Genomic DNA, 20,515 nt, shown 5'->3' on the forward strand with positions numbered 1-20,515 from the left:
TGAATTTTTTTATCAAATCAGATTGTTAATTTGATGCTATACTTTTAATTTATTTCATCACGGAATTATTCGAATACAGCCTGACGAATTTTTTCAACATCAACATCTTCAATATACCTTTGTATGTTAGGGTAAACATTGTAATGATGTTCCAGTTCAGGCTTCATTAATTCATCAATAACCTGTTTTTTAGTCCAATTTTGAAAGATTAACCGATACATCGCGATAACTACTCCGGTGCGGTCACTGCCATGCCAGCAATGAATTAATATCGGTTTAGGCGAATTTTTGATGGCTTTAAGGATTTGAATTATTTTTTCATCAGTAACCTTACCTGCCCGCATATTAATCCGAACCTCAGCAATTCCGGTATTGGTCAGTTTATCCCGATCACTATGCCATAAACGCAAATTAATTATCGTTTTAATCCCTATCGTATTAAGCTGTTCAATCTCTTTTAAAGAAGGTTGTTCAGACCGGTATATATCGTCAGATACTTTATAAAAGTTGTCGGGTAACTGGTTAGAATTATCATTGGATCGACAGCTGCTAATGATTAAACATAAGCAGCACCATAAAAAAATGTTCGCTATTTTTGTCATTCTAAAACCATTGTAAAGATAACGGTAAAAATATGCGGTTGAATTTAAGATTGTGGTTGTAACCATTGCTGTAACAGCAATACATCATCAATACTTAGCAGCGCAGTATCTGTTAATGCTGCCTGCGCCTGTAAGGTAGTCTGTCGCAGCAAACCATCACGGATGAAGTGTATCTGTACTGTTTCACCAACATGAATACGTGCCCACTGCTTATTAAAATCGGTAATAATTTCATCATTAATAGCAATCAGCTGGTCACCGGCACACATACCGGCATTCTCGGCGCTGCCTTGATTAAATACTTGTTGCAGGCTGACGCCGAATGAGGCTGGCTGAACGCGGGCACTCAGATCTGCACCGGGCTGTTCGGCAACGGAGTAATGCTCAATATATGCACCACCATGCTGGCGAGGCAGGGCAGCCCAGTGAAGCTGTACACCAGCCTGCTGTAGTTGTTCTGCCAGAGGCAAGTCTGCCGTGGTCATAATATATTGCTGATAAACTTGAGTTAAGTCTATTCCGGTAGCTTGCTGGGCTATTTTCAGCCATTCATTTTCAGCCAGCCCCATACTCCGCTGACGCCAGTCCTGATACAGGGCACGCATAATATCATCCAGATTTTTTTGCTGGCCGGTATGCCGGCGGATATAGTGATCGAGACACAGGGCTGCCAGTGCGCCTTTCTGGTAATAGCTGACAATACTGTTGGCACTGTTTTCATTCTGTTTGTAATATTTTGTCCATGCAGTAAGGCTGGAATCTGCCAGGCTTTGCTTTAAACGGCCGGTACCCTGTTGCACACGGGTAATGGTTTTGGCCAGTAATTGCAGATACTGTTCTGGTGTAATCACACCGCTGCGTACCAGAAACCAGTCATCATAATAGGAAGTGATACCTTCAAAAGCCCATAACAGCTGTGTATAAGCTTCATCATCCAGTTTGCTGTTTAAAAATGCAGAAGGAATAATAGATTTTACGTTCCATGCATGAAAATATTCATGGCTGAACAAACCCAGTAATGTGATATAAGCGTCGGTATTTTTTCCGTCTTTTTGCGGCAGATCATGCCGGTCGGCCATGAGGGCAGAGGAAGATTTATGTTCCAGCCCGCCATAAATGCCATTTCCGACAAAAAGTAAAAAGCTGTAGCGTTCAAACGGTGCCGGTGCGGCAAACATAGCAATTTCACTGGCACATATTTTGCTTACATCATCTACCAGACGCTGCTGATCGAAAGACGAGAAATGGCCGCTGATAACAATTTCATGTTCAATGCCGCCTGCACTAAATGACAGACGCAGCAAATAGCCCATTTCCACTGGATAATCAATTAAAGAGCGGTAATTATTCACCTGATAAACATGGGGCTGTGATGTTTGCGGCATGGTAGTGGCAATATCCCAGTTTTCAGGCAGACCGGTAATGATTAACTGGCAATTCTCCTGTTCACGCTGATTATGACGTAAAAACAGACAGGCACCATCAAAGAAACCTCGTTCAGTATTTAAAAAAGAGCCGCGCACTGAAGTATCGAAAGCATATACCAGATAAGTGATCTCCCAGTTACCTGCCTGTCCGTTGCAAGCCCAGGTATTTTTATTTATCTGTTCAGCTGATGCCGGTGTATTGTTGCAACTGGCCGATAAAGTGACAATATGACGGGCAAAATCACGAATCATATAACTACCGGGTACCCAGCTGGGTAAACTCAGACTGAAATTCTGATTATCCAGTTGTGTAAAACTAAGGCGTACTTGCCACAGATGCTGAGTCAGAGAATGGGGTTGCAAATGATAGTTAAGCATAATTTGTGCCTCAATGAAGCGGAAAAGAAATATCAGCGCTGTCTGTCAGAGAAAAATTGCCTAGATTAATATTAATTTGGTTGAATTTGTTCTGGTGTTTGTATGGCAAACAGGTACTGATTCTGTTTGCCACAATAGGCTCAGGCTGTCTGAAGCCTGTAAAAGCGAATTCAGACAGCCTGTACTTCTGCTGGTAAAACGATTTAAGCGAGTGGTGTAACTTCCATGCCAAACATAGCACGTGCGGTATTCAGCATCTGGCAGCTAAAACCCCATTCATTGTCGTACCAGGCCAGTACTTTTACCATATTACCATTGGTAACTTTAGTTAATGTACTGTCAAATATCGAAGCCTGAGTTGTATGATTAAAATCGGTGGAAACCAATGGTAGAGTATTGTAGCCCAGAATATGTTTCATACTGCCTTCACTGGCTGCTTTAACTATGGCATTAACTTCTTCGACACTGGTGTTACGGGCGGCTTCAAACGTTAAATCAACCAGTGAAACATTAATTGTGGGAACACGTACTGCAAAACCATCAAACTTACCCTGTAATTCCGGTAATACCAGTCCGATAGCCTTAGCTGCTCCGGTTTTGGTCGGAATCAGATTTTCAACAGCACTGCGGGCACGGCGTAAATCTTTATGGCGAACATCAGTCAGTACCTGATCATTGGTAAATGAATGAATGGTTGTCATTAAGCCTTTTACCATTCCCAGTTCGTCGTTAATGGCTTTTGCCACCGGTGCCAGACAGTTGGTTGTGCAAGAACCATTGGATATTACTGTCATTTCCGGTGTTAACACCTGATGATTAACTCCGTATACCACGGTGGCATCCACATCGGCACCGCCGGGTGCGGAAATCAGAACTTTTTTGGCACCACTTTGTAAATGAATGCTGGCTTTTTCTTTGGTAGTAAAAGCACCGGTACATTCCAGCACCAGATCGATACCCAGTTCACCCCAGGGTAATTCTGCCGGGTTACGGGTAGAAAAAAAACGGATGCGGTCGCCATTAATAATTAAAGCATCATTATCAGATGAAACATCTGCGGCAAAACGGCCATGAACCGTATCAAATTTTGTCAGGTGTGCACTGGTTTCCAGTGAACCACTGGCATTTACCGCAACAATTTCCAACTGGTTGCTCAAGTTATAGTCATAGATTGCACGCAATATCTGGCGGCCAATACGGCCATAACCATTAATGGCAACTTTTAACGTCATGCTTATTCCTTTTTAGATCAACAAAACCAATCAGGCAAATTTGGGATGTACAGGGCGAAATGGTTTAAACCGTACCAAAAACATCATGTATTATAGCTGAATCAGCCTGTTTCCACATCTGTATCAGCGCATACCTGTTCCAGCTGACTGTGCTTCCAGCATTTGCCGGAATGCATCTGACATGCTGTTAATATCCACCCAGCCCATGGTGCTGAATAACAACAGCAGTATGCCTCCGGCCAGACAGGTAATTAAGAAATAGATAATATATCCCAAAAATACTTTAAATATATTTTGCTGACTGATGCGAACAAAGCCAAAGATCTGTACTACCAATGTCCATAGCAGCCATAAAGACCCAGGAGTGGCTAATACCTGTGGCCAGTATAGTGTGGCCAGTGTAGGCAGGATCAGCACTTCAGTGGCCAGTACATAACCATACCAGTGTCCTGGCTGCTTATTGTAATAGCCTAGAATGATCTCCATTGCCATGCTCAGAACACCCCAGCGCACCACCGTTAATACAATGACAAAGATGGTTATGCCGGTTTGCCGTCCCAGAATCTGTGACATATTGGCCATATTCATCAGACCAAGCGCAAGTAAAACGGTAACGAAGATTAATGGATTGTAACGATAATGTGTTTTGGGATAAAAGCGCAGGCGCAGAGCAGCACAGGCGTCCAGAAAAAATTGATACATCAGGTCAATACCACAATTAGGGTTATAAATAAGGATAGCTGTTTTAACCGGCAGCCATTCTACGGCATCATAATCAAGTACATGTCAGAAGACTGGTATGTCTATTTTACCAAGCAAACATGTTTGTTGTTTTGTATGATGGCTGATATTATTGTGTAATCAATACACAATATAGCTTTACCGATAGCATCACGATTGTTTTGTATCGTGAATTTCTGCTGCTTTCAATGTGTTTTCCATTAAGGTAGCTATGGTCATAGGGCCTACTCCGCCCGGTACCGGTGTAATCATAGATGCACGTTCTCTGGCTGCATCAAACTCTACATCCCCACATAACTGTCCGTTTTCCAGACGGTTAATTCCCACATCTATTACTACAGCCCCGGGTTTAATCCATTCACCTTTAACAAAGTTCGGAATGCCGACGCCTACAACCACAATATCAGCCGCAGCAACTTCCTGTGCCAGATTCCGGGTGGCACTATGACAGATTGTGACAGTCGCACGTGCCAGAAGTAATTCTAATGCTTGCGGCCGGCCGACAATATTTGAAGCGCCTACTACAACAGCTTTTTTACCGGTGATTGGTACCTGACAGGCATCCAGTAATGTCATTACCCCTTTAGGTGTACACGGACGCATTAATGGCATTTTTACCGCCAGCCGGCCAACATTATACGGATGAAAACCATCTACATCTTTATGAGGCACAATCCGTTCCAGTACCTGCTGACTGTCAATATGTGCAGGCAGTGGTAATTGCACCAGAATTCCGTCTATACCATTATCTGCATTCATTTCGTCAATCAAGGCCAGTAATTCGGCTTCAGTGGTGTGTACAGGCAGCTCGTAACTGCGGGATTCAAAGCCAATGGTTTCACAGGCACGCTTTTTATTGCGAACATATACTGTACTGGCCGGATCTTCACCAACCAGAACCACAGCCAGACAGGGGCGGCGTAGCTGATTATCCAGACGCTGCTGTACACGAATGGTTAATTCTTGCAGGATTTGTTGAGAAATTTTTTTACCATCAATGAGTTGAGCGGTCATGAGAAAATTCCAGAGAAAAAGATTATGCCGATGGCAGATAACTATCAGCTAATATTTACAAGAATAGCATTGTCGCATTTTTTTTAAGCGGTTTCATCTGCTTTTATATATAGCCATTCATATAAATCAGCCATATTTCAAAAATATGGCAAAAAAATTTACTTTACCTCTTGACGATAGTTTTTCATGGCTGTATAGTTCGCCTCTCTCGTCGGGGTGTAGCGCAGTCTGGTTAGCGCATCTGCTTTGGGAGCAGAGGGTCGTGAGTTCGAATCCCACCACCCCGACCATATCGACCGAATCCTTGTCCGGATAGATTTGAGAGTACGCGCCCGTAGCTCAACCGGATAGAGCACCGGCCTTCTAAGCCGGGGGTTACAGGTTCGATTCCTGTCGGGCGCACCAAAGTTTGAAAAGTTTTATGGTGGCTGTAGCTCAGTTGGTAGAGCCCTGGATTGTGATTCCAGTTGTCGTGGGTTCGAGCCCCATCAGCCACCCCAATATAAAAGCCCAAGCCGTTTGCTTGGGCTTTTAATTTTTATGATACCCTTCGGGAATACACTATCGCCTGCTAAACTTGCTATCTATTACGTCTTACTATAATAGTTGCTTATAAAACTGCTATCCTGCTATGAATAAAGCTGCAACTGAACTTCCCATTTTAACCATAGCCTTGTGTGCCGGCGAAGCATCTGGTGATTTACTGGGTGCCCATTTGATGAATGCGATCCGTGCACGTTATCCGCGGGTACAGTTTGTTGGTATTGGCGGACCGCGGATGCTGGCAGCCGGAATACAAAGTCTCTATGATCAGGAAAAACTGGCAGTACGCGGTTTTGTTGAAGTTGTCAAAAAACTACCGGAAATTCTGGCCATTCGTCGCGGCCTGATTCGTTCACTGAAACAAATCAGACCACAGGTATTTGTCGGTATTGATGCACCGGATTTCAATCTGGGTGTTGCCGAAAGTTTAAAACAGGCCGGTATTGCTACCGTACATTATGTCAGTCCGTCTGTCTGGGCATGGCGGCGTAAACGGGTAAAAAAGATTGTTAAACAGGTGGACGAGGTATTATGCCTGTTTCCGATGGAACCGGAACTATACCGGCAGGCAGGCGGACGGGCACGTTTTGTCGGGCATCCTCTTGCTCAGACTTTGCCACTGGTTATTGACAGAAAGGCGAAAAGGCAGCAGCTGAAACTTTCTGAACAGGCACCAGTGTTTGTTTTAATGCCGGGTAGCCGGGTCAGTGAAATTGATTTCATGGCACCGATTTTTTTACAGGCTGCTGAAATTATTCACCAGCGTTATCCTCAGGCTCAGTTTTTACTACCACTGGCTACGGCGGCAACACGGCAGCGTATGCAGGATATTCTGGCTCAGCCGGTGTGGCAAAAATTGCCGATACGTTTAATGTCTGCACATGCAGAAATGGCCTGTCAGGCAGCCGATGTTGCACTGGTTACCAGCGGTACGGCCACGCTGGAAGTGGCTTTATGCCAGTGCCCGATGGTAATCAGCTATAAAATTTCACCTTTAACCTATGTATATGTCAAACATAAAATTAAAGTGCCGTATGTTGGTTTGCCTAATATTCTGTTAGACAGAGGTGTGGTACCTGAATTACTGCAAAGTAATGCAACACCACAAAAACTGGCAGAGGCTGTGATTCACTGGTACGAATCGCCACAGGAAGTACAGGATTTGCAGGCAGACTTTTCAGCACTACATCAGCAGCTGCGTTTGAATACTGATGAACTGTCTGCACAGGCGGTATTGCAGCATGCAACGGGGCAAATATGAATACAGAGCTGATGGTATTATGATGGTATTACCCAGCCATGCCGGTGTAGACGAAGCCGGTCGTGGTCCGTTAGTTGGCAGTGTATATGCAGCAGCTGTTATTTTACCGGCAGATTATGATTTACCCGGTCTTACTGATTCAAAAAAATTATCTGAGAAAAAGCGTGATGAGCTGGCAATATTAATTAAGCAGCAGGCAACTGCATGGTCTGTAGCTGCAGCAGATGTGGCAGAAATACACCAGTATAATATTCTGTTTGCTACTATGCGTGCCATGGCTCGTGCTGTAGCCGGTTTGCATATTCAGCCGGACAAAGTGTGGATAGATGGCAATCGCATACCTGCTGATATAACTTTGCCGGCAGAAGCAGTAGTTAAGGGCGATCTCAAAATAGCCGCTATTTCTGCCGCCTCTATTCTGGCCAAAACGGCACGTGATGCAGAAATGTATGAGCTGGATAAATGTTATCCGCAGTATGGTTTTGCCCGTCATAAAGGCTATGGTACAGCCGCACATCTTGCTGCATTGCAGCAGTTTGGCGTACTGCCACAGCACCGGCAGGATTTTGCACCTGTGAAAGCCTTGCTGGCGCAGGGAAAATACTGTTTCTGAGGCTATTCAACCGCGGGATTGTACTTTTTATGTTTAACCTGTACATCGCTGTTATATCAACATTTTATGATTTCTATTGAATTAATATCAAATAATTAGCAGCAGTTAATAATTAAGTAAATCAGCGGTGAGACATGCATTATCGCAATGATGATATGTAGCAATAATGCAAAAACGCTTCCCGGCAGGAAAGCGTTTTTAGTCCATAACAGATAAATTAATCTACAAACTGTTTTTTAATTCGTTCACGTCGTTCCTGCGCTTCTACCGACAAAGTTGCAGTAGGGCGAGCGAGTAGCCGTTTCAGACCGATAGGTTCGCCGGTATCCTGACAAAAGCCATAATCGCCTTCGTCTAGTTGGCGCAATGAAGCCTGAATTTTACTTAATAACTTACGTTCACGGTCACGGGTGCGCAGTTCTAATGCATATTCTTCTTCCAGTGTTGCGCGGTCTGCAGGATCAGGCGTAGTAGCCTGCTCCTGTAAATGTCCGGCCGTATTGTTGGCATTATGAATCAGCTCATCCTGGAGTTTTAACAGCAAATCACGGAAGAAAGCTTGGTGTTCTTCATTCATGTATTCTTCTTCAGGGCCATTCCAGGCCTGGATGTCTTGTTCTGTGAGTTTGGCCATTGTACAGTCTTTCTTTTGCATAGCTCGATTAAGCAATTAGCTCAGGAACTGACAGCTTAATCTGGATTTGAAAATAACAGATACTGGATTTCAGGCTGTTAAAAAAGTTCGGGCATAATAGCATGTTTTTATAATTTATTAATAATTTTGCATTCGACAACATTATCCGAATATCAGCCAGTATGAAATCTTACTGCTTGCCTGCGGCAGCCACCATTCGAGACAAAGCCAGAGCACAAGCAGAATAATTGTCGCAGAAAAATCATATTTACCAATACGCATAAAGGCAAACGGACGGGTTAACGGAGCATAGATACGTTGCAAGGTAAATAGCAGTATTGAATAAGGTTTGCTCAGACTTAAAAACATTCTTATTACCAACCCGATGAATAATACATAGCACAGTGCTTTCAGGGAAAACAGAATGCAAAGAGCCAGACTGGCTGCAATAGTGCGAATATCCGGTAATACCCATCTAAGGCTGATAAACAGATTTAGCGTACATGCCAGGTAATAAATAATGACAGTAGCCAGAATGCAGGCAATATCCCATTGGTACAATGGCGGTATAATTTTACGCAGAGGACGTACCAGCCAGTTGGTACTGCGTACACAAAACTGAGCCAGAGGATGCAGAAAAGGTAATTTAGCCCACTGTAACAGAAGCCGGGCCCAGCATATAATACTCAGTGCACTGGCTAATAAAAATAATGTTTTACTAATCACATATTGCCTTTAATGTCCGACGGATATTGAACTTTCTTTTTATAGAAAAAGATTCGGGCGGATTATATTATGGAAAAATTTGAACAAACAAATTCTGACTTAAGATTATATTGTATACAATATAAGAGATAAATAATGATATTTGATAAATATAATTTTTTTTATTTAAAGTCGGGTTTACCGCTGTAATAATACAATCCATAGTGGGCAGAACTCATAGTCTAAAAATCTGATCTGAATTGCAGTGCTATGATATGCGCAGCTTTTCTTGGTTTTGAATTTTGCTTTGACTGATAAAGTACGTTTCTATAGCAGCTATAAAATTTTTCCTCTGCACACCGAGCAAATATTGGTTTACTTTAACTATATTTAATAATCAAATCATGTATTGTTATTTTATTCATTTTGTACCCTTCACAAGAGTACATTTGTTTTGCTAATTAATATATTTGATGAATTTTTATCGATGATTAATACAGTGCCAATAATTGCATAGAGAGAAAGTATTTTAATTTTACTAATTAATCAAAACCAATTAATTAAATATGTAAAATAAATTATTGTTAAGTAAAAGCCAGAAATATAGATTTGGATTCGTCGATTAACATTGAAGTATTTTTAAAACTTAATATAAACAAGATAAAATATCAATAAATGAAGTACATTATAAGTGAATATGTTAAAAATATACTCTTTAATGTACTTCATAAAAACGCCTGAAGTTTTTAATAAAACGTGACTCTATATCAAAATAATATCTTTTAAAAAGGTGCAAGTTGTTGCTGCATTTCTTCTGCTCGCGCAACACTGGCAGCCACACCGTCAATTACAACCTGTGTCAGCTGATGCTGGTCAAAAACTGAAGTCGCAGCAAATGTGGTGCCACCTTTAGATGTTACATTTTTTTGTAGTTGAGCAAATTCGGTGCCAGACTGTTCTGCCAGATTTACAGCACCTTTGAATGTTCCAAGTGTCAGACGGTGAGCTTCTTCAGGGCTGAAACCCTGCTGTATGGCAGCCTGTTGCAGGGCATTAAGAAAATAGAAGACATAGGCCGGACCACTGCCACTGATACCAGCGATACGATTAATGCCACTTTCTTCTTCCAGCCATACTACTTCGCCTGTTGTGCGCATGATATTTTCTGCTATGGTTTTGTCTGCTTTACTTATGCCTGCCGGTGCATACATACCGGAGATTCCCTGACCAATTTGGCAGGGGGTGTTGGGCATAATACGGATAATACGCTGATAATTACCCAGAAACTGACTTAAAGTACTTATTGTTAAGCCTGCTGCTATGCTTAATACTAGTGCACCGTTAAGCCGGATACCGGTTGTAGCCTGCTGCATATCTTGCGGTTTAACTGCCAGTACCAGAATATCTGTGGTTGCCAGTTCTGTTAATTTAGCACTGGTACGTACCTGATATCGTTCGCTTAGATATTGTCGTTTATTCTGATTACGGTCAATTACTTCAATTTCATAACCGCCTTGCTGAGTCATACCGGCTACGATAGCTGTTGCCATATTACCACCGCCAAGAAAATATACGTTCATAAGATTTTCCTCAGTTTTTATTAAAAATAATTAACTTAACCGGTAATATTGTCTTAATTGAATAAATTTAAACAATATTGGTTTGTAAAGACTTTTATATTCAATATTAGCTTAATTATAGGTTCAATGTGTAATGGATAAAGTCAATATGGATTGCAGCTTCAGATTCAGCAGCTGAATATTAACTAATTAATATCTTATTCTACTGATTTTATTGATTTTAAAGCTGAAAAGAACCAAATAAAATTACTGGTGTTAATTTGACTATTATGTTAATAATGTATTTTTATCTGATAAATAAAGAATATTTATGTTAAAAATAAAATCAATAGGTCGTAAGGCTTCTTATGGTTTAGTCTTGGTGTTATTAACCAGCATACTGAGTGCTTGTAATACGGCTGGCACCAGTAGTAGGGATAGGGTTAGTAGTACGGATAGCACCAGCAATCAATCAGATTATCGCCATGAAAAAAAGTCATCGGAATTTCTGGGCTTGTCTGCTGCTGCCTATAAGGTACGTGGGGCAGGGAGTATATCTTCATCCATCGAGGGGTATGATTCCAGAATAGGATTCAGGGGGGCAGACTATCAGAGTCCAGGCTTAAGGGCTGTATTTGAAACTCAGCAGCCGGATACTGCGCAATATAAAAATTATTCTGATAACCCGGTAAAACAGGTAGTTACTGAACCTGTTAGTACATTCAGTCTGGATATGGATACAGCCAGTTATGCAAATAGCCGACGGTTTATTGCACATGGCCGGATGCCGCATCCTGATGCAGTGAGAGTAGAAGAGTTCATTAATTATTTTCCAAGTGCTTCGAATGAGAAATTAACGTCAATAACGGGTTCTCCTTTTTCTGCCGGTTATGAGCTCGCACCCAGCCCATGGAATACAGATAAGGTTCTGTTAAGAGTTAATATTAAAGCAAATGATGTCAATTTTAATCAATTACCGCCGTCGAATCTTGTTTTTCTGATAGATACGTCCGGTTCGATGGATGGTGAAGACAGGCTGGATTTGCTTAAACAGTCATTAAAGTTACTGGTAAATGAACTGCGTCCGCAAGATAAGGTTTCTATTGTTACTTATGCCGGAAGTGCCGGAGTGGCGCTGGAATCTACCTCTGGTAGTAATAAAGCCAAAATTATGGCTGCCATTAATAAACTTGAAGCTAGGGGCAGTACCGCTGGCGGAGAAGGGCTGCAGCTGGCTTACAAGATGGCTGAACGGGGCAAAGTAAAAGGTGGAATCAATCGGATATTGCTGGCTACTGATGGTGATTTTAATGTTGGTATTAATAGCACAGAAGAGCTGAAAGCATTTGTCAGCAGAGAAAAAGAAAAGGGTATAACATTATCTACACTTGGTTTTGGTACTAATAATTTCAATGATGCAATGATGGTTCAGATTGCCGATGCAGGTAATGGTAATTACAGCTATATCGATAGTCTCGAAGAAGCGCAAAAGGTATTGCAGGAGGAGATGAGTGCCACTTTGGTTACGGTAGCTAAAGATGTCAAAGCTCAGATCGAATTTAACCCGGCTCAGGTACTCGAGTATCGCCAGATTGGTTATGAAAAACGGCAGTTAAAGCAGGAAGATTTTAATAATGATAAAGTTGATGCAGGTGATATTGGTGCAGGGAAAAAGCTGACGGTTTTATATGAACTGACGCTGGCCGGTGGTAAACCAAGTATTGATCCTTTACGTTATCAGAGCAAAAAATCTGCAACAGCTACAAATGCAAACAATAATGAAATTGCTTTTCTTAAATTACGCTGGAAAGCACCACGTGGTCAAAAAAGTGAACTGGCTTCCCTGCCTATAGAAAAGAAAGCTCTGGCCAGTTCTTTTGCTAAAGCCGGAGTAGAAACACGGTTTATGGCCGCAGTAGCAGCATACGGACAAAAATTGCGTAATAATCCTGAACTGTCTAAAACATCTTATCAGCAGATAGCAAGCTGGGCAAATAATGCCAAAGGTGAGGATAAGCAGGGCTACCGTGCTGAATTTGTAAAATTAGTCAGAAAGGCAGCTGCTCTGGAAGATAAAAACAACTAAGGTATGATTCAGTAGCATATTAAATTCTATTTCTAATAGAAAATAAACAGAGTTATTGAACCGGATAGTTTAATAACTAAAAAAGCCAGTTTTTTAAAGCTGGCTTTTTCGTTTTTATTGCTTATGAATCAGTCTTGTTTGCTCACTACAATTATCAGATTTGGTAGGTACGAACATTTATGCTTTTGAAGTAATTTAAAGGTTATAATTAATTTCAGTGATAAAAAATAATTGTTTTTAGTTTAATTCAATTTAACTATTGGTTTATGTTCTGCAATCTGAATCTGTATTGTTCAAGTCATGATATGCAGTATGTAATCTAAATGTATAAAACTAATAATAATTATTGAGAAAAAATAAAATACAAGGTTTGACTGTTAGATGAATATCTGAGTATTTTGTAAATAAATTTTATATCGTATTATTTTTGCAATGCTAGAGATAAATCCGGACAAATTATGTCGTAATTAGTGTGTATACAGGTATGAAAAGCAAGATTCCGGGCTGAGGTGTTGATATAAGTAATGATTTATCCGAACCAATATAATCTGAGTATAATCAGTTTCGTTTAGCATGTTTAGCTGATTATCAGGTTTTTATGAAATCCGCCGGGTAAACACTCATCGGATTGTAAATGGCATTATTATGAAAAATATACTTTCAATTCAGTCTCACGTGGTATTTGGTCATGCAGGTAACAGTGCTACTGTTTTTCCTATCCGTCGGTTAGGTGTCAATGTCTGGCCATTAAATACAGTACAGTTTTCTAACCATACTCAGTACAAGCAATGGAAAGGTATGGTAATGCCGGCTGCGCATTTACTGGATATTGCAGATGGTATTGCCGCAATTGATGAATTAAAAAATTGTGATGCTGTACTAAGTGGTTATATGGGTTCAGCTGAGCAAGGCAATGCGATTACTGATATTGTCAGAAAAGTGAAACAGGCTAACCCGCAAGCCATTTATTTTTGTGATCCGGTAATGGGACATCCGGAAAAAGGCTGTATTGTGGCAGGTGGCGTAGCAGAATTTTTGTGTGATGTGGCTTTGCCGCTGAGTGATATGATTGCGCCGAATCTGTTTGAGCTGGAAGAATTGAACAACAAACAACGTATTCATAATGTTGAGGAAGCAGTTGCAGCCTGCCGTGCTTTATGCAATAAAGGTCCGCGGGTGGTTCTGGTGAAACATTTGAGCCGTGCCGGCTATCAGACAGACCGTTTTGAAATGCTGCTGGTCACTGCTGAGGAAGCATGGCATATACACCGGCCACTGGTGGATTTTGGTGAACGGCAGCCGGTAGGTGTAGGAGATATGACCAGTGGTATTTTTCTGGCTGATTATCTGTCCGGTAAGACCTTGCTGGAGTCATTTGAGCATACTACTGCTGCAGTATACGGCGTTATGCTGGAAACTCTGAAACGCCGGCAGTATGAGTTGCAGGTGGTCGCTGCTCAAGAAGAAATTGCTCATCCTGCACATCGCTTTCAGGCTGAGAAAATAGCCTGATTGATTTATATATTTATCATAATGATGATAATTTTTGTGCTGCCGGTAAGAAATCCTTACCGGCATAATTTTATTTCTAAGAATTATTTTCTGTCTGAGTGTAGTTGCGCTGCCCGAAAATTGCACTGCCTACCCGTACATGAGTAGCTCCGCAAGCTATAGCAATACTTAAATCCGCGCTCATACCCATTGATAATACATCAACTGCAAAGCCGACCTGGTGCAAGTACTGTAACAGGTTTTGCATCTGTTGAAACTGTTGCTGTAATTCAGAGTCTGTGCTGCCGGCCTTGGCTACACACATAAGTCCGCGCAGTTTAAGACGAGGTAATGCGCTGATGATATTAGCCAGTGCCAGTAATTCGCTTTTATCCGGACTAATACCATGTTTATTGCTTTCTGCTGAAATATTCACCTCAATGCAGACATTGAGTGGTGGTAAACATTCAGGACGCTGCTCATGCAGCCTCCGGGCAATTTTTTCACGATCAATAGTGTGTACCCAGTGTGCCCGTTCTGCCACAATTCGGCTTTTATTTGACTGAATATACCCTATCATGTGCCAAACAATATCCAGTTCAGCAAGCTGACTGGTTTTTTCGCTGAATTCCTGAATATAGTTTTCACCAAAATCGCGTTGGCCAGCCTCATATAAAGTAACGATATCATTGATAGGAAAGGTTTTACTGACAGCAATTAGCTGTACCGGCTGTGGGGCCGCAGTTTGCCGGCAGACATCATTTATGTTTGCCAGTACCTGTTGCCAGTGTTGAATTAAGATGACTGTATTTTTCATAATTAATGGTATTTTTCAATTTTTCTGATTAGATCTAAGTATATTTGTAAAAATTTTGGCATAGTGACAAATATTTTCATTTTAAAGATACGACAACTTGATTAGAATAAGAACCATATTTTGTGCCTGTATTATGCAGGCAAGCATAATGGAGTAAATATGCAGATAACCGATTTATTGGCCTTCGGCGTTAAAAATAAAGCTTCCGACTTGCATCTGAGTGCTGGTCTGCCTCCCATGATACGCGTTAATGGTGATATCCGTCGTATCAATCTGCCTGAACTGAGTGCAGAAGAAGTAGGCAAAATGATTGCTTCTATCATGAACGATTATCAGCGCAAGGAATATCAGCAAAACCTGGAAACTGACTTTTCGTTCGAATTGCCCAATGTATCGCGGTTCCGTGTTAATGCCTTTAATACTGAACGCGGTCCTGCAGCCGTTATGCGTACCATTCCGAGTAAAGTTCTTACACTTGAAGAACTGAGGGCTCCGGCAATTTTTCAGAAAATTGCAGAACTGCCACGCGGGCTGGTACTGGTAACCGGCCCTACTGGTTCCGGTAAATCAACTACACTGGCAGCAATGATCGACTATATCAATAATAATGATGCCGGTCATATTCTAACAATTGAAGACCCGATTGAGTTTGTCCATCAAAGTAAAAAATCGTTGGTAAATCAGCGTGAACTGCATCAGCATACTCATAGTTTCGCCAATGCCCTGCGTTCGGCACTGCGTGAAGATCCGGATGTGATTCTGGTAGGCGAAATGCGTGACCCTGAAACGATTGGTCTGGCCTTAACTGCTGCCGAAACAGGTCACTTGGTATTCGGCACTTTACATACCACAGGTGCTGCTAAAACTGTCGACCGTATTGTGGATGTATTCCCGGCAGGTGAAAAAGAAATGGTTCGCTCCATGCTATCAGAAAGTTTGCAGGCAGTGATTTCTCAGACTCTGCTTAAAACCAAAGATGGTAACGGCCGTGTGGCAGCACATGAAATTATGATCAGTAATCCGGCAGTACGTAACCTGATTCGAGAAAACAAAATTGCTCAGATCAACTCTACTTTACAAACTGGTCAGAAATTCGGAATGCAGACACTCGATCAGTGTTTACAGCAATTAGTGCGTGAAAACCGTATTAGTATAGATGTTGCACGTGCCAAAGCAGTAAGTCCGGATCAGCTGGTAGGCTAATTGTTTGTTGTTTTTATATAGGAAAGTGTATTGATATGGGTACGTTGAAAGGTTCTGCTGAGGAGTCGTCCGCTTTGACTGATTTACTTGCAGATATGGTTAAACATTATCAACATCCTGCAGCAACCGGGGCTGCCGATAATTCTGCTTCCGGTACAGCTGCCAATACATCCACAGTGACAACAGAACAACCGCAGTCTAATGTTGTTGCAAAAGAGGTTACGGTAACGACAGCAAACCAAATACCAGCACCGAATACAACAGCCACAACAGCAACTGCAAGAAATATGACAAAATCTGCTGTTACAGCGGTATCACAAACTGAAAAAGCTGTATCTGTACCGGTTGCAGAACGTATTCCTGCAAAGACTTCTGTTACTTCTGAAATCAATACAATGACAAAACCTACAAGCACAATGACAGATTCACATACACCAGATATCAGTGCAGCTGCCTCTGCCAGTTCTCCTGCTTCCCTTACTCTCGAACGGGAAACCATCCACCTCCATCCGGTACTGGAAAAAATGGCTGTGGAAGCTGTGCGTTTAAATGCTGCTGATATCTTTATCAGTCCCGGATTCCCGCCATCATGGAAAATAGATGGTAAGATCACACCGGCGCCTACTAAGCCTTTAACTGCAGATGAAACTGCCAAAATTGCTATGTCAACCATGACCATGGCGCAACGTCAGCGGTTTATCCAAGAACTGGATCTGAATTATTCCATTATTGCTAAAAACGGCGTGCGCTTCAGGGTAAATGCCTATCATGAACAAGGTCGGGTAGGTATGGTTCTGCGCCGGATTACCACCGATATTCCAACTACTGAAAGCCTTTTTCTCCCACCGGTGCTGGACGAGCTGGTAATGAAAAAACGCGGGCTGATTATTCTTGCCGGTCCTACCGGTAGCGGTAAATCCACTACTATGGCTGCTATGCTGGATTATCGCAATGCTAATTCTGCCGGTCATATTCTGACTATTGAAGATCCGATTGAATATGTTCATAAACCTAAGAAAAGCATTATTACTCATCGCGAGGTAGGCGTAGATACACTGAACTGGGATAATGCTATGCAAAGTGCACTGCGTGAGGCTCCTGATGTAGTCTGTGTGGGGGAGGTGCGCAGTGATGAAAGCATGGAGTATGCATTAAAGCTGGCTCAAACTGGCCACTTATGCTTTTTTACTCTGCATGCCAGCAGTGCAAATCAGGCTATTGAACGTATTCTGAATTTTTATCCGGAAGAGCAGCATAAACAAGTATTGATGGATTTGGCACTGAATCTGGTATGTATTATTGGTCAGCGCCTGGCTTCGAAAAAAGATGGTAAAGGCCGTCGTGCTGTGGTTGACTTGCTTATTAATACCGCTACTGTTCAGGACTATATCTACAAAGGTGAATTAATGCAGATAAAAGAACTGATGGCTAAAGCAGGCAATGATGGCATGCAAACTTTTGATCAGTGTCTGTTCCAGTTATATGCCGATGGTATTATTGATTTTGACGAAGCCTTGCGTCAGTCTGATTCACCCAATGACTTACGTTTACGTATTAATCTGTATGAACAGGGTGAAAAGGGTGCGGCAATCTTTGATACTGGGGCAGATTTGAATCTGATTTAAATTAATTAAATGTATTAATCAGCTATGATTTCGAATATTCAGGCAAAGCTATATGCTTTGCCTGTTATATTATCGGCTTGATCTATCAGCCTGTAATTTTAACTGTATTTACTACGGAATAATCAATCACCATGAAAGCCATGATTCTTGCTGCCGGACGCGGTGAGCGTATGCGTCCACTGACAGATACTTGTCCGAAACCATTGCTGAATGTTGGTGGTATACCTTTAATTGCTCATCATTTACGGCGGTTAAAGGCAGCCGGATTTAATGATATTGTTATTAATCATGCCTGGCTTGGACAACAAATTGAAGATACTTTAGGCTCAGGGCATGCTTATGGCGTGGATATCCGTTATTCAGCAGAAGCCGAGGGTGGGTTGGAAACGGCCGGAGGGATTGCTACAGCCTTACCTTTATTGGGTCATGCCCCTTTTCTGGTTATAAACGGAGATGTCTTAACCGATATTGATTTTGCACAGGCTTTCAAGATTAGTAAAAAGTTACAGCAAACAGGTAAGCTGGCACATTTATGGCTGGTTAATAATTCGGGACATCATCCAGAAGGTGATTTTAGCCTGACGGACCAAGGAGATATTATTGATCGACAGCCAGAAAACCTGACATTTACTTTCAGTGGTGTAGGTGTTTATCATCCAGCTCTTTTTAATGAGATACCAAGATATACCCGGGCTAAACTGGCACCTTTGTTGCGTACAGCTATGCAAACCGGGCTGGTGAGCGGTGAGTATTATGATGGCTATTGGCTGGATGTAGGTACAGTAGAGCGATTGCAACAAGCAAATCAATGGTTTGCTGAAAAAATATCATGAATCACTAACAGATATGATTAATATACGGTAACATAATTTACTCAGCTGGCAGAGCGAATATCCGTTTTATAAGATAGTGTCACAACCGGTCAGCATAAATCCTTGTTTTTCAGCGATTAAGTAGTAAAACATGCAAAAACAGCCGACAGAGCAAACTCATATTCGAATTCTGGGCGTTGATCCTGGCAGCCGAGTTACCGGCTTTGGAGTTATTGATGTCATCGGTAGCCAGCATATTTATGTGGCTTCCGGTTGTATTAAAACGACTTTAGGTGCCCCATTAGCTGAGCGTATCCGTATAATCGTTCAAAATTTACGTGAGGTGATTACAACCTATCAGCCAACGCAAACTGCTGTAGAACAGGTTTTTGTCAATGTTAATCCTGCTGCAACACTGGTACTGGGACAGGCTCGTGGAGCCGTATTGGCAGCATTAACCCTGGGAGAACTGCCTGTATTTGAATATACTGCATTACAGGTCAAACAGGCTGTAGTAGGTAAGGGGAAAGCTGCTAAAGAGCAGGTGCAGCATATGGTGGTGCAAATGCTGTCACTCTCGGGTACGCCTCAGGCTGATGCTGCGGATGCTTTAGCGGTAGCATTAACTCATGCTTTACGAAATTATAGTCTGGCTTCAAAAATTCAACAGGGGCTAACCATTAAATCTGGTCGTTTTCGTTGAATTCTGTCTGCCAGACGATATTCTGCTATTTGTCAAAGTACTTATTTCTATTTTCTATGTGCAGAACAATACAATTAGTAAATTATAATTTTTGTTGATAAAATCTATAACGCTGTAGGTGGTAAATGGTAAATTCGTTGATAGGCTGAAGTAAAACGCTGTAGGGATGCTGCTGTTCATCCTCATTAACTAAATTCATTCTACTTAACAGGCCAAATTGTGCTGACTCAAGTTTTGCCGGCTTTACGTCTAGTCGATCATGCCTAACACGGTAAGTTCCCAATTTGCCATTACGCCGGTAGTAGAAGCCGGCCAGTGGATGAGTCAGATATACCAGTGCAGTTTCATTATCAGGAAACCCCTGAAAATGAAATTGTTGGTCTGGCTGCTGGCTTAATTGTACCTGTGCAGGTGCCCAGTCAGACTGTGTATGCATTTCATAATGCTGGTAACATTTGGAAAGTGGGTCAAAGTGACAATTAAAACTTATTTTGCCCCGATGCCAGGGTAATTTCCATACATTCCGGGGTACCATAATCGTCCAGGAATCCAGAGTTGTGCCCAAAAACCAGACACAGCGTTCACCAGTAGTGGTATCTATAATATAAATTCTATAGTTGGTTTGCCCCATGGTAAAAACAGGGAACGGATAAACGGCTGAAGTGAAATCAACATCTATAAAAGGTACTACTGATAACAAGCCTTTTTGCTCACCATTAATTATGACACTATCCAGCTGAAAACGTGATGGAAATAATCCTGCAAATCTCTCTGCATCAATCGCGTAAGTAATAATAGCAAAATGTTTTAATTTACAGTCTACATCTATGCCTGATGGAGCAGGACGCGGATGCAGAAAATCTTTAAATTTAAGAGGCGTTAGCATATCAATACCTTTAATTCTTATCTGAAAATCTAATCAGTATCAGGAATCATAAAATTTCCTAAACTAAGTATATATATTAAATTTACAAAAATAAACATAAATTAATATATATTATAAATTTAATCTAAAGATTTACATTATAAATAAATGATAATCCTATATCATAAATTAATAGTTTTATAT

The 20,515-nt window shown here is 41.5% G+C and carries 18 protein-coding genes and 3 tRNA genes; 11 read left to right on the top strand and 10 right to left on the bottom strand.

Annotated elements, in window-relative coordinates; all coding sequences use genetic code 11:
• Window positions 1-65: 65 nt before the first annotated feature.
• The 5 genes from H3U73_RS09515 to folD all read right to left on the bottom strand — a co-directional run bounded on the left by H3U73_RS09515 (window position 66) and on the right by folD (window position 5,394).
• Entirely contained in the window at window positions 66-668 is a 603-nt protein-coding gene (locus H3U73_RS09515) for a tyrosine-protein phosphatase (protein WP_084585188.1), read from the bottom strand.
• Window positions 647-2,407, bottom strand: a complete 1,761-nt coding sequence (locus tag H3U73_RS09520) for a M61 family metallopeptidase (protein ID WP_198190463.1) — start codon at window positions 2,405-2,407, stop codon at window positions 647-649. Before H3U73_RS09520 ends, H3U73_RS09515 begins: the two co-directional genes overlap by 22 nt.
• A 203-nt stretch (window positions 2,408-2,610) precedes the next feature.
• Complete coding sequence (gene gap, locus H3U73_RS09525; RefSeq protein WP_174829711.1) at window positions 2,611-3,639, bottom strand: type I glyceraldehyde-3-phosphate dehydrogenase; 1,029 nt, start codon at window positions 3,637-3,639, stop codon at window positions 2,611-2,613.
• Between the two features lie 123 nt (window positions 3,640-3,762).
• Window positions 3,763-4,341, bottom strand: coding sequence for a hypothetical protein (locus H3U73_RS09530; RefSeq protein WP_198190464.1), 579 nt, complete (start codon window positions 4,339-4,341; stop codon window positions 3,763-3,765).
• Window positions 4,342-4,530: 189 nt separating this feature from the next.
• Entirely contained in the window at window positions 4,531-5,394 is an 864-nt protein-coding gene (folD, locus tag H3U73_RS09535) for a bifunctional methylenetetrahydrofolate dehydrogenase/methenyltetrahydrofolate cyclohydrolase FolD (protein WP_198190465.1), read from the bottom strand.
• A gap of 212 nt (window positions 5,395-5,606) precedes the next feature.
• Between folD and H3U73_RS09540 the strand changes: the two genes are divergently transcribed.
• From H3U73_RS09540 to rnhB, 5 genes are all read left to right on the top strand, one after another.
• Window positions 5,607-5,684: transfer RNA gene (locus H3U73_RS09540), tRNA-Pro, on the top strand.
• A 38-nt stretch (window positions 5,685-5,722) separates the two neighbouring features.
• Window positions 5,723-5,799: transfer RNA gene (locus tag H3U73_RS09545), tRNA-Arg, on the top strand.
• Between the two features lie 19 nt (window positions 5,800-5,818).
• Window positions 5,819-5,894 (top strand) — tRNA-His (locus H3U73_RS09550).
• 131 nt (window positions 5,895-6,025) lie between these two features.
• Complete coding sequence (gene lpxB, locus H3U73_RS09555) at window positions 6,026-7,198, top strand: lipid-A-disaccharide synthase (protein ID WP_110413809.1); 1,173 nt, start codon at window positions 6,026-6,028, stop codon at window positions 7,196-7,198.
• Window positions 7,179-7,811 carry a ribonuclease HII gene (gene rnhB / locus H3U73_RS09560; protein WP_232336261.1) on the top strand — a complete coding sequence of 211 codons (633 nt, stop codon included), beginning with the start codon at window positions 7,179-7,181 and terminating at the stop codon, window positions 7,809-7,811. The genes lpxB and rnhB overlap by 20 nt, the downstream gene beginning before the upstream one ends.
• A gap of 217 nt (window positions 7,812-8,028) precedes the next feature.
• On the opposite strand, the gene dksA is transcribed toward rnhB, so the two are convergent.
• From dksA to proC, 3 genes are all read right to left on the bottom strand, one after another.
• Window positions 8,029-8,445 (bottom strand): RNA polymerase-binding protein DksA, encoded by a 417-nt coding sequence (gene dksA, locus H3U73_RS09565; protein WP_025329875.1) that lies wholly within the window; start codon window positions 8,443-8,445, stop codon window positions 8,029-8,031.
• A 162-nt stretch (window positions 8,446-8,607) separates the two neighbouring features.
• The gene (locus tag H3U73_RS09570) at window positions 8,608-9,171 is read right to left on the bottom strand and encodes a YggT family protein (RefSeq protein ID WP_025329876.1); all 564 of its coding nucleotides are present in this window, start codon (window positions 9,169-9,171) and stop codon (window positions 8,608-8,610) included.
• Between the two features lie 761 nt (window positions 9,172-9,932).
• Window positions 9,933-10,730 carry a pyrroline-5-carboxylate reductase gene (proC, locus tag H3U73_RS09575; RefSeq protein WP_078475016.1) on the bottom strand — a complete coding sequence of 266 codons (798 nt, stop codon included), beginning with the start codon at window positions 10,728-10,730 and terminating at the stop codon, window positions 9,933-9,935.
• 310 nt (window positions 10,731-11,040) lie between these two features.
• Here proC and H3U73_RS09580 point away from each other — a divergent pair, with 310 nt between their 5' ends.
• Window positions 11,041-12,795 carry a VWA domain-containing protein gene (locus H3U73_RS09580; protein ID WP_198190466.1) on the top strand — a complete coding sequence of 585 codons (1,755 nt, stop codon included), beginning with the start codon at window positions 11,041-11,043 and terminating at the stop codon, window positions 12,793-12,795.
• Window positions 12,796-13,440: 645 nt separating this feature from the next.
• Window positions 13,441-14,307 (top strand): pyridoxal kinase PdxY, encoded by an 867-nt coding sequence (gene pdxY, locus H3U73_RS09585; protein WP_100125689.1) that lies wholly within the window; start codon window positions 13,441-13,443, stop codon window positions 14,305-14,307.
• A 76-nt stretch (window positions 14,308-14,383) separates the two neighbouring features.
• Here the strand turns inward: pdxY and H3U73_RS09590 are convergent, their stop codons facing one another.
• Window positions 14,384-15,103, bottom strand: a complete 720-nt coding sequence (locus tag H3U73_RS09590; RefSeq protein ID WP_084565110.1) for a YggS family pyridoxal phosphate-dependent enzyme — start codon at window positions 15,101-15,103, stop codon at window positions 14,384-14,386.
• 159 nt (window positions 15,104-15,262) lie between these two features.
• Between H3U73_RS09590 and H3U73_RS09595 the strand changes: the two genes are divergently transcribed.
• The 4 genes from H3U73_RS09595 (at window position 15,263) to ruvC (ending at window position 19,446) form a co-directional block, all read left to right on the top strand.
• Window positions 15,263-16,306: a type IV pilus twitching motility protein PilT gene (locus tag H3U73_RS09595; protein ID WP_025329881.1), complete on the top strand. Its 1,044-nt coding sequence runs from the start codon at window positions 15,263-15,265 to the stop codon at window positions 16,304-16,306.
• 395 nt (window positions 16,307-16,701) lie between these two features.
• Window positions 16,702-17,931, top strand: coding sequence for a PilT/PilU family type 4a pilus ATPase (locus H3U73_RS09600; protein ID WP_084551547.1), 1,230 nt, complete (start codon window positions 16,702-16,704; stop codon window positions 17,929-17,931).
• A gap of 131 nt (window positions 17,932-18,062) precedes the next feature.
• A complete protein-coding gene (gene murU, locus H3U73_RS09605) occupies window positions 18,063-18,764 on the top strand; it encodes an N-acetylmuramate alpha-1-phosphate uridylyltransferase MurU (RefSeq protein WP_084584953.1) in 702 nt (233 codons plus the stop codon).
• Between the two features lie 130 nt (window positions 18,765-18,894).
• Entirely contained in the window at window positions 18,895-19,446 is a 552-nt protein-coding gene (ruvC, locus tag H3U73_RS09610; RefSeq protein WP_198190467.1) for a crossover junction endodeoxyribonuclease RuvC, read from the top strand.
• Window positions 19,447-19,528: 82 nt separating this feature from the next.
• On the opposite strand, the gene H3U73_RS09615 is transcribed toward ruvC, so the two are convergent.
• Window positions 19,529-20,332 carry a DUF2071 domain-containing protein gene (locus H3U73_RS09615; protein WP_084551545.1) on the bottom strand — a complete coding sequence of 268 codons (804 nt, stop codon included), beginning with the start codon at window positions 20,330-20,332 and terminating at the stop codon, window positions 19,529-19,531.
• Window positions 20,333-20,515: the final 183 nt, after the last annotated feature.

This window comes from Snodgrassella sp. W8124 (genome assembly GCF_016100875.1).
GTDB classification, from domain to species: domain Bacteria; phylum Pseudomonadota; class Gammaproteobacteria; order Burkholderiales; family Neisseriaceae; genus Snodgrassella; species Snodgrassella alvi.